Genomic DNA, 9,664 nt, shown 5'->3' with positions numbered 1-9,664 from the left:
GCCGCGAGTCGTGCCGTGCGTCGCGCGTCATGCGCGGCGTCGTCGCGATACGCTGCACGACCTTCGGCAAGCGGGTGAACCGGGACGTACAATTCTCTTCTCTCCCCTCGACGCGCTAGCGGCGCGAAACGTCATGGAGCAGATGGATTGTGTCGTGATCGGCGCGGGTGTCGTCGGTCTTGCGATTGCGCGCGAACTGGCCGCGCGCGGGCGTGAAACGCTCGTGCTCGAGGCCGCCGATGCGATCGGCACGGGTACGAGTTCGCGCAACAGCGAAGTGATCCATGCGGGGCTCTACTATCCGCGCGGGTCGCTGAAGGCGATGTCGTGCGTACACGGGCGCGACCTGCTGTACGAATTCTGCGAGACGCGTCACGTGCCGCACCGGCGTGCCGGCAAGCTGCTCGTCGCGACGAGCGCCGCGCAGGTGAAGCAGTTGAAGGCGATTGCCGCACGCGCGACCGAAAACGGCGTGCTCGACCTGATGCCGCTCACGCGCGCCGAGGCGCAGACGCTCGAGCCCGCGCTCGAATGCGTCGAGGCGCTGTTCTCGCCGTCCACCGGCATCGTCGACAGCCACCAGCTGATGCTCGCGCTGCTCGGCGACGCGGAGCGCGACGGCGCGGTGTGCGCGCTGAAATCCCCGGTCGAATCGATCGACGTGCTGCGCGGCGGGCGCTTCGTCGTGCGCACGGGCGGCGACGCGCCGACCGAGATCGAGGCCGCCTGCGTGATCAACAGCGCGGGCCTCGGCGCTCAGGCGCTGGCGCGCCGCACGCGCGGACTCGACCCGCGCTGGGTGCCGCCGCTCTATCTCGCGCGCGGCAATTATTTCAGCCTGTCGGGGCGTGCACCGTTTTCGCACCTGATCTATCCGATGCCCGACCGCGCGGGGCTCGGCGTGCACCTGACGCTCGATCTCGGCGGGCAGGCGCGCTTCGGCCCGGACGTCGAATGGGTCGATGCGCTGCGCTACGAAGTCGATCCCGCACGCGCGACCGCGTTCTATGCGTCGATACGCGCATTCTGGCCGGGCTTGCCCGACGACGCGCTGCAGCCGGCGTACGCGGGCATCCGGCCGAAGGTCGCGGGCCCCGGCGAGCCGCCGGCCGATTTCATCGTGCAGGGCGCCGCGCAGCATGGCGTGCGCGGGCTCGTGAACCTGTTCGGCATCGAGTCGCCGGGGCTCACCGCGTCGCTCGCGCTCGCGCAGCGCGTGGGCGACATGGCGGCTTACCACTGACGCGGCGCGTGTGTGGCGGGGGTGTGGTGGGACCGTGACGGGTGCGTATCGGCCGTGTGGCGGCTGTGTGAAATTCCTTATCTCTGGAATTTCGGCGCGCACATTTATTCGCTTGAGCGTTATTCTGTCGAACGGCTGTACAGGGTCTGTCTACCGATGGAACACGCATGCGTTGCCCCGAGAAGGGCCGCTCGCGAGGCGCGCGACGCCGCGAATACTGGACGTATTCGCAAGGCGCGCAACGCGGCGAGCGGCCCTTCTCGGGGCAACCCCAAATTGATATCGTTTCCACGGGAAGGCCCGAAATCGCCCGCATGGCGGCGTCGGTCGTCGCTTGTTTGGCTTGGCTAAACGGCGCTCCTCCCTCCTTGCCTGCGCCCCGCAAGGAAGTCCCCTTGGGGGACGAGCGATTTCGGGCCTTCGCATGCGTGTTCCATCGGTAGACAGACCCTGGAACAGCTTTCAAACCAATAACGTTGGAGCGAGTCCCCCATGAAAACATCCCGTCGGAGTTTCCTGATTACGAGCATTGGTGCCGTGTCCGCGCTGGCGCTGTCGCGTGAAGCGCTGGCCGATGCGCCGATGCTCACGGAAAGCGACCCGACCGCGACGGCACTCGGCTACAAGGCCGATGCCACGAAGGTCGACAAGACGAAGTATCCGAAATACGCAGCAGGCCAGGATTGCGCGGCCTGCATGCTGTACCAGGGCAAGAAGGGCTCGGCCTCGGGCCCGTGCGGCGCCTTCCCCGGCAAGCAGGTGTCGGCGAAGGGCTGGTGCAGCGCCTTCTCGAAGATGGGTTGAGGTCCGTGCGGCATCGTGCGATGCCGCATTGTGGCGAAAACCGCAAAACGCCCGCCGTCGAAAGACGGCGGGCGTTTTTTATTGCTTGAAAACGGTTCCGTCGCTTTCTACACTCGCTGCAAACCAGCGCGCCGCGGGCACCCCGCACGCCGCGCAGCCCGACACGGCGAACTGACGAGGACGAGGCACGCATGGCGACGATTGCGAATTCAACGAAAACGATCCGGCCCGAGCGTGCGCTGAACCGGCGAGCGGTCGCGGCCGCCGTGATCGGCAACGCGCTCGAGTGGTACGACTTTACGGTGTTCGGCTTCATGACGGTCGTGATCGCCGAGCTGTTCTTCCCGACCTCCAGCGAATACTCGTCGCTGCTGCTGACGACCGCGACGTTCGGCGTCGCGTTCTTCATGCGCCCGATCGGCGGCATCGTGTTCGGGCTGTACGCGGATCGCGCCGGCCGCAAGGCGGCGCTGTCGCTCGTGATCCTCCTGATGACGGCCGGCATCTTCCTGCTCGCGGTCGCGCCGCCGTATGCGGCGATCGGCATCGGCGGCCCGATCCTGATCGTGCTCGGCCGTCTGCTGCAGGGCTTCTCCGCGGGCGGCGAATTCGGCAGTGCGACGGCGCTGCTGATCGAGGCCGCGCCATTCTCGAAACGCGGTTTCTACGGCAGCTGGCAGATGGCGAGCCAGGCGGCCGCACTGCTGATCGGCGCGCTCGTCGGCGCGGCCGTCACGCGCGGGCTGTCGCACGATGCGCTGCGCAGCTGGGGCTGGCGCGTGCCGTTCATCCTCGGGCTCGTGATCGGCCCGATCGGCTTCTACATCCGCCGCCATCTCGCCGATTCCGAAGCGTTCCTGCATGCGCAGCAAAGCGCGCGCCGCGCGACGCTCGGCGAAGTGTTCACGCGCCACCCGCGCGAGGTGCTGTGCGGGCTCGGTTCGGTGATCGCGCTGACGGTGACGATCTACGTGCTGATCAGCTATCTGCCGACCTTCGCCGTGAAGCAGCTGAAGCTGCCCTACGCGGAATCGTTCTACGCGGTGATCGTCGGCAACCTGCTGCTGATGGTGCTGTCGCCGATCGCGGGCGCGTGGTCGGATCGCATCGGCCGCAAGGGGCTGTCGCTGTGGTCGCTGGTGCTGACGCTCGTGCTGATGTATCCGCTGTTCGCCTGGCTCGACGCGGCGCCGACCATCGCGCGGCTGATCGCGGTGCAGGCCGTGCTGTCGGTCACGCTCGCGGGCTACTACGGGCCGTTCGGCGCGATGATCGCCGAGCTGTTCCCGGCCAACGTGCGCTCGACCGGGCTGTCGATCGCGTACAACGTTGCGGTGATGCTGTTCGGCGGCTTCGGGCAGTTCATCGTCACGTGGCTGATCAAGGTCACGGGCACGCCGCTCGCGCCGACCTACTATGTGATGGCCGGGATCGCGCTGTCGATCGTCGCGGTCGCGTTCGTGCCCGCGCGCAGCGCCGACCTCGACGCGCCGGCGTGACGACGCGACGACATGACGATTTGAAGACGATCACCGGATCGTTTCGCAAAACGCAATGATGTGCTGCAGAACACGGGAAAACAGTGCGTCGAACCTTCGTGTTCGCGCCCGAATTGTTTAGTCGTCGAACGAAACTTGCGCGAGATGAACGAAATTGTCGCTCGCGCGCGTTGTCGCATTTTTTACCCACACTAAACATCGGCAAAAACCCGGCGGGGCATCTAGAAGAGTTTTTTCTCCAGCTTGTTGCCACATCGTTAGCTCAAGTAATATCCGCGTACACCGGCCCCGGGCGGGCCGGTTCCGATCTGGAGACCTGGAGGAAACATGGAATACAACCGTCTGTTGCACACCCTGCGTGTTACCGCCATTGCAGGCGTGGCAGCGGCATCGCTCGGCGTCGCGGGTTCTGCATTCGCACAGATCCCGAACAAAACGCTCGTCTACTGCTCAGAAGGCAGCCCGGCGGGTTTCGATTCCGCGCAATTTACGACCGGCGTCGATTTCACCGCCGCCACGTTCACCGTCTACAACCGCCTCGTCGAATTCGAGCGCGGCGGCACGAAGGTCGAGCCGGGCCTCGCCGAGAAGTGGGACGTGTCGTCGGACGGCAAGGTGTACACGTTCCACCTGCGCCATGGTGTGAAGTTCCACACGACCGACTTCTTCAAGCCGACGCGTGAATTCAACGCGGACGACGTGCTGTTCACGTTCCAGCGCATGCTCGATCCGAACCAGGCGTTCCGCAAGGCGTACCCGGTGTCGTTCCCGTACTTCACCGACATGGGCCTCGACAAGCTGATCACGAAGGTCGAGAAGGTCGATCCGTACACCGTGAAGTTCACGCTGGCCGAGCCGAATGCGCCGTTCATCCAGAACATGGCGATGGAATTCGCGTCGATCCTGTCGGCCGAATACGGCGACCAGCTGATGAAGGCAGGCAAGGCCGCCGACATCAACCAGAAGCCGGTCGGCACGGGCCCGTTCATCTTCCGCAGCTACACGAAGGACGCGACGATCCGATTCGACGGCAATCCTGATTACTGGAAGAAGGGCGAAGTGAAGATCTCGAAGCTGATCTTCTCGATCACGCCCGATCCGGGCGTGCGCGTGCAGAAGATCAAGCGCAACGAATGCCAGGTGATGAGCTATCCGCGTCCGGCCGACATCGCGACGCTGAAGGCCGATTCGGGCGTCGACATGCCGTCGCAGGCAGGCTTCAACCTCGGCTACCTGGCGTACAACGTCGAGCACAAGCCGGTCGACAAGCTCGAAGTGCGTCAGGCACTCGACATGGCGATCAACAAGAAGGCGATCCTCGAGTCCGTCTACCAGGGCGCCGGCCAGGCCGCCAACGCGCCGATGCCGCCGACCCAATGGTCGTACGACAAGAACCTGAAGATGGCGCCGAACGACACCGCGAAGGCGAAGGCGCTGCTCGCGAAGGCAGGCTTCCCGAACGGTTTCGAGATCACGCTGTGGGCGATGCCGGTGCAGCGCGCGTACAACCCGAACGCCCGCCTGATGGCCGAGATGATCCAGGCCGACTGGGCGAAGATCGGCGTGAAGGCGAAGATCGTCACGTACGAGTGGGGCGAGTACATCAAGCGTGCGCACGCGGGTGAGCAGGACACGATGCTGATCGGCTGGACGGGCGACAACGGCGACCCGGACAACTGGCTCGGCACGCTGCTCGGCTGCGACGCGATCAAGGGCAACAACTTCTCGCACTGGTGCTACAAGCCGTTCGACGATCTGGTCCAGAAGGGCCGCACGACGACGGGCCAGGACGCGCGCACGAAGCTCTACACGCAGGCTCAGCAGATCTTCGCGCAGCAGCTGCCGTTCTCGCCGATCGCGAACTCGACGGTCTACCAGCCGGTGCGCAAGACCGTGGTCGACATGCGTATCGAGCCGCTTGGCTATGCCCGCTTCGACGGTGTTAGCGTGAAGTAACACGCCCGGCGTAAGCTGTCTACGAAGACCGAGACCGGCTAATTCATCCGGCGGCGGGAGGCCAAAAGCTTCCCGTCGCCGGTCGCACATTTCCCACAAGAAAATACGAGACGCATCATGTTCACATTCGTGTTGCGCCGCGTGGGCATGGTGATCCCGACTTTCATCGGCATCACCATCCTGGCGTTTGCGCTGATTCACCTGATACCGGGCGACCCCATCGAAGTGATGATGGGCGAGCGCGGCGTCGATCCCGCGATGCATGCGGAGGCGATGAAACGCCTCGGGCTCGACCAGCCGCTGCCCATGCAGTACCTCCACTACATCGGCCGGGCGCTGCATGGCGACCTCGGCACGTCGATCATCACCAACACGAGCGTCGCGGGCGAGTTCTTCGCGCGCTTCCCGGCGACCGTCGAGCTGTCGCTGTGCGCACTCGTGTTCGCGCTCGCGGTCGGGCTGCCGGCCGGCGTGATCGCCGCATTGCGGCGCGGCTCGGTCGTCGACCATGGCGTGATGGGCACCGCGCTCACCGGCTACTCGATGCCGATCTTCTGGTGGGGGCTGATCCTCATCATGGTGTTTTCGTCATACCTCGGCTGGACGCCCGTGTCGGGGCGCATCGCCGTCGAATACGACTTCCCGCACCCGACGGGCTTCATGCTGATCGACGCGCTGCTCGCGCCGGACGAAGGCTCGTTCAAGTCGGCGGTCAGCCACCTGATCCTGCCCGCGATCGTGCTCGGCACGATCCCGCTCGCGGTGATCGCGCGGATGACGCGCTCGTCGATGCTCGAAGTGCTGCGCGAGGACTACATCCGCACCGCACGCGCGAAGGGGCTGTCGCCCGCGCGCGTGGTCGTCGTGCATGCGCTGCGCAATGCGCTGATCCCGGTCGTCACCGTGATCGGCCTGCAGATCGGCACGCTGCTTGCGGGCGCCGTGCTGACCGAGACGCTCTTTTCGTGGCCCGGTGTCGGCAAGTGGCTGATCGATGCGATCGGCCGCCGCGACTATCCGGTCGTCCAGGGCGGCATCCTGTTGATCGCGACGCTCGTGATCGTCGTGAACCTGGTCGTCGACCTGCTGTACGGCGTGCTGAATCCGCGCATCCGCCACACGAGGTAATCCCATGAACAATCTGCAAAATACCCTGCCGACCGAATCCGCGCCGGCCGGCGGCCGTGCGCTCGCGCTGCGCGAGTTCTGGGCCAACTTCTCGCGCAACCGCGGCGCCGTCGGCGCCGGCATCGTCGTGCTCGCGCTGATCCTCGTCGCGCTGCTCGCGCCGCTGCTCGCGCCGCACAGCCCGGTCGAGCAATACCGCGACTTCGTGAAGATCCCGCCCGCGTGGCTCGACGGCGGCAACTGGAAATTCATCCTCGGCACCGACGAAGCGGGCCGCGACATTCTTTCGCGCCTGATGTACGGCGCGCGGATGTCGTTCTGGATCGGCTTCGTGTCGGTCGTGCTCGCGCTGATCCCCGGCGTCGTGCTCGGGCTCGTGGCCGCGTTCTTCCAGAAGTGGGCCGACACGCCGGTGATGCGCATCATGGACGTGCTGCTCGCGCTGCCGTCGCTGCTGCTCGCGGTCGCGGTCGTCGCGATCATCGGCCCGGGCCTCACCAACACGATGTTCGCGATCGCGATCGTCGCGCTGCCGGCTTATGTGCGCCTGACGCGCGCATCGGCGCTCGGCGAGCTGCAGAAGGAGTACGTGACGGCGTCGCGCGTGGCCGGTGCCGGCACGCTGCGCCTGATGTTCTCGCAGGTGCTGCCGAACTGCACGGCGCCGCTGATCGTGCAGGCGACGCTCGGCTTCTCGTCGGCCATCCTCGATGCGGCCGCACTCGGCTTCCTCGGCCTCGGCGTGCAACCGCCGACCGCCGAGTGGGGCGCGATGCTGGCTTCCGCGCGCGACTACATCGACAACGCGTGGTGGATCGTGACGATGCCGGGCCTGTCGATCCTGATTTCGGTGCTCGCGATCAACCTGCTCGGCGACGGGCTGCGTGACGCGCTCGATCCCAAACTGAAACGGATGGCCTGACATGAGCAACAATCTTCTGACCATCCGCAATCTCGCGGTGAACTTCAACGGCCTGCCCGCGGTCGACCGGATCAACCTGTCGATCGCACCGGGCGAGGTGGTGGGCGTCGTCGGCGAATCGGGCTCGGGCAAGAGCGTGACGATGATGGCGCTGATGGGCCTGATCGACGCACCGGGCAAGGTGACGGCCGATGAGGTCACGTTCAACGGCGTCGACCTGCTGAAGGCGTCGCCGAAAGCGCGCCGCAAGATCGTCGGCAAGGACATCGCGATGGTGTTCCAGGACGCGCTGACGAGCCTGAACCCGAGCTATACGGTCGGCTACCAGATCAAGGAAGTGCTGAAGCTGCACGAAGGGCTGCGCGGCGACGCGCTGCACCGGCGCGCGCTCGAGCTGCTCGACCAGGTCGGCATTCCCGATGCGAAGAACCGCATCACGTCGTTCCCGCACCAGATGTCGGGCGGGATGAACCAGCGCGTGATGATCGCGATGGCGGTGGCGTGCAACCCGAAGCTCCTGATCGCCGACGAGCCGACCACCGCGCTCGACGTGACGATCCAGGCGCAGATCATGGACCTGCTCGTGAAGCTGCAGAAGGAGCGCGGCATGGCGCTCGTGCTGATCTCGCACGACCTGGCCGTGGTGTCGGAGGTCGCGCAGCGCGTGGCGGTGATGTACGCGGGCGAGGTGATCGAGACGAACAGCGTGCCCGACATCTTCCGCGCGCCGCATCATCCGTACACCGAAGCGCTGCTCGCGGCGATTCCCGAGCACAATAAGGGGGCGCGTCGCCTTGCCGCATTGCCCGGCATGGTGCCGGGCCGCGATGATCGCCCGTCCGGGTGCCTGTTCGCGCCGCGCTGCAAGTACGTCGTCGACGACTGCCTCAAGGCGCGGCCGGCGCTCGACACGCTGGTGTCCGGCAATGAGGCGATGCGCGCACGCTGCATCAAGCCGCTCAACGTTTCCAACCTCGACCTGACGGGAGGTGCACGATGAATGCAGTCAATCAAGCGGGCGCCACGCCGCACGACGAGGAAGCCGTGCTGGTGGCCGACGGCCTCGCGAAACACTATTCGGTGAAGCGCGGAATGTTCGGGCAGGGCACGGTGAAGGCGCTGAACGGCGTGTCGTTCTCGCTGAAGCGCGGCAAGACGCTCGCCGTCGTCGGCGAATCGGGCTGCGGGAAGTCGACGCTCGCCCGCCAGCTGACGATGATCGAGACGCCCACCTCGGGCAGCCTGACGATCGACGGCAAGAACGTGGCCGGCGCAAGCCGCGAGACGGTTGCCGACCTGCGCCGCCGCGTGCAGATGGTGTTCCAGAACCCGTTCGCGTCGCTCAACCCGCGCAAGACCGTCGAGCAGACGCTGTCCGAGCCGCTCGAGATCAACGCGAACCTGACGGCCACCGAACGCGCGCAGCGCATCGCGCAGATCATGCGCACGGTCGGCCTGCGGCCCGAGCACGCGAAGCGCTATCCGCACATGTTCTCGGGCGGCCAGCGCCAGCGTGTCGCGATCGCACGCGCGATGATCCTCGATCCGCGCATCGTCGTCGCCGACGAGCCGGTGTCCGCGCTCGACGTGTCGATCCAGGCGCAGATCCTGAACCTGTTCATGGATCTGCAGGAGCAGTTCAAGACGAGCTACGTGTTCATCTCGCACAACCTGTCGGTGGTCGAGCACGTCGCGGACGACGTGATGGTGATGTACTTCGGCAGCGTCGCGGAGCTCGGCGACAAGGCAACGATCTACGCACGGCCGCGCCATCCGTACACGCGCGCGCTGATGTCGGCGACGCCGGCGATCTTCGAGGAAGACCGCCGCGTGCAGATCAAGCTGCAGGGCGAACTGCCGTCGCCGCTCAATCCGCCGTCGGGCTGCGCGTTCCACCAGCGCTGCCCGTATGCGGTCGAGCGTTGCCGTGCGGAGGAGCCGCAGCTGCGCGAGGTCGACGGCCGGCGCGTAGCGTGCCATCGGGCCGAGGAGGTAGGGGAGGCGAATGCCTGAAGCGTTGGCGGCGCGCGCGTCCGGCGTGCGCCGTGCGGGGGCAAGCAGCGCACGCGTGATGCGCGCGTACCGCTACGCGCGGCGCTGGAGCGTGCGTAC

General features: G+C 66.1%; 8 protein-coding genes. All 8 read left to right on the top strand.

From position 1 onward, the window contains the following. Positions 1-133 precede the first annotated feature (133 nt). Positions 134-1,243, top strand: coding sequence for an NAD(P)/FAD-dependent oxidoreductase (locus G3N93_RS26615; protein WP_174933855.1), 1,110 nt, complete (start codon positions 134-136; stop codon positions 1,241-1,243). Between the two features lie 492 nt (positions 1,244-1,735). Further along, positions 1,736-2,047 (top strand): high-potential iron-sulfur protein, encoded by a 312-nt coding sequence (locus G3N93_RS26610; protein WP_011353494.1) that lies wholly within the window; start codon positions 1,736-1,738, stop codon positions 2,045-2,047. Positions 2,048-2,238: 191 nt separating this feature from the next. Further along, positions 2,239-3,546: an MFS transporter gene (locus tag G3N93_RS26605; RefSeq protein WP_206134305.1), complete on the top strand. Its 1,308-nt coding sequence runs from the start codon at positions 2,239-2,241 to the stop codon at positions 3,544-3,546. A gap of 327 nt (positions 3,547-3,873) precedes the next feature. After that, complete coding sequence (locus tag G3N93_RS26600) at positions 3,874-5,502, top strand: ABC transporter substrate-binding protein (protein WP_174947358.1); 1,629 nt, start codon at positions 3,874-3,876, stop codon at positions 5,500-5,502. Between the two features lie 117 nt (positions 5,503-5,619). Then, positions 5,620-6,630 (top strand): ABC transporter permease subunit, encoded by a 1,011-nt coding sequence (locus G3N93_RS26595; RefSeq protein WP_011353491.1) that lies wholly within the window; start codon positions 5,620-5,622, stop codon positions 6,628-6,630. A 4-nt stretch (positions 6,631-6,634) separates the two neighbouring features. Next, on the top strand, positions 6,635-7,552 hold the full coding sequence (locus G3N93_RS26590) for an ABC transporter permease subunit (RefSeq protein ID WP_206134304.1): 918 nt from the start codon (positions 6,635-6,637) through the stop codon (positions 7,550-7,552). Position 7,553: 1 nt separating this feature from the next. Then, complete coding sequence (locus tag G3N93_RS26585) at positions 7,554-8,552, top strand: ABC transporter ATP-binding protein (RefSeq protein WP_174937505.1); 999 nt, start codon at positions 7,554-7,556, stop codon at positions 8,550-8,552. Next, positions 8,549-9,565, top strand: coding sequence for a peptide ABC transporter ATP-binding protein (locus tag G3N93_RS26580; RefSeq protein WP_174937507.1), 1,017 nt, complete (start codon positions 8,549-8,551; stop codon positions 9,563-9,565). The genes G3N93_RS26585 and G3N93_RS26580 overlap by 4 nt, the downstream gene beginning before the upstream one ends. Positions 9,566-9,664 lie beyond the last annotated feature (99 nt).

It is taken from the genome of Burkholderia sp. Se-20378 (assembly GCF_017104665.1).
Taxonomy (GTDB): Bacteria; Pseudomonadota; Gammaproteobacteria; order Burkholderiales; family Burkholderiaceae; genus Burkholderia; species Burkholderia lata.
This window is presented reverse-complemented; position numbering and strand designations above follow the sequence as displayed.

Coding starts and splice junctions, on each gene's coding strand:
- G3N93_RS26595 (WP_011353491.1), top strand. CDS start 5,620: ATGTTCACATTCGTGTTGCGCCGCGTGGGCATGGTGATCCCGACTTTC.
- G3N93_RS26605 (WP_206134305.1), top strand. CDS start 2,239: ATGGCGACGATTGCGAATTCAACGAAAACGATCCGGCCCGAGCGTGCG.
- G3N93_RS26580 (WP_174937507.1), top strand. CDS start 8,549: ATGAATGCAGTCAATCAAGCGGGCGCCACGCCGCACGACGAGGAAGCC.
- G3N93_RS26585 (WP_174937505.1), top strand. CDS start 7,554: ATGAGCAACAATCTTCTGACCATCCGCAATCTCGCGGTGAACTTCAAC.
- G3N93_RS26600 (WP_174947358.1), top strand. CDS start 3,874: ATGGAATACAACCGTCTGTTGCACACCCTGCGTGTTACCGCCATTGCA.
- G3N93_RS26610 (WP_011353494.1), top strand. CDS start 1,736: ATGAAAACATCCCGTCGGAGTTTCCTGATTACGAGCATTGGTGCCGTG.
- G3N93_RS26615 (WP_174933855.1), top strand. CDS start 134: ATGGAGCAGATGGATTGTGTCGTGATCGGCGCGGGTGTCGTCGGTCTT.
- G3N93_RS26590 (WP_206134304.1), top strand. CDS start 6,635: ATGAACAATCTGCAAAATACCCTGCCGACCGAATCCGCGCCGGCCGGC.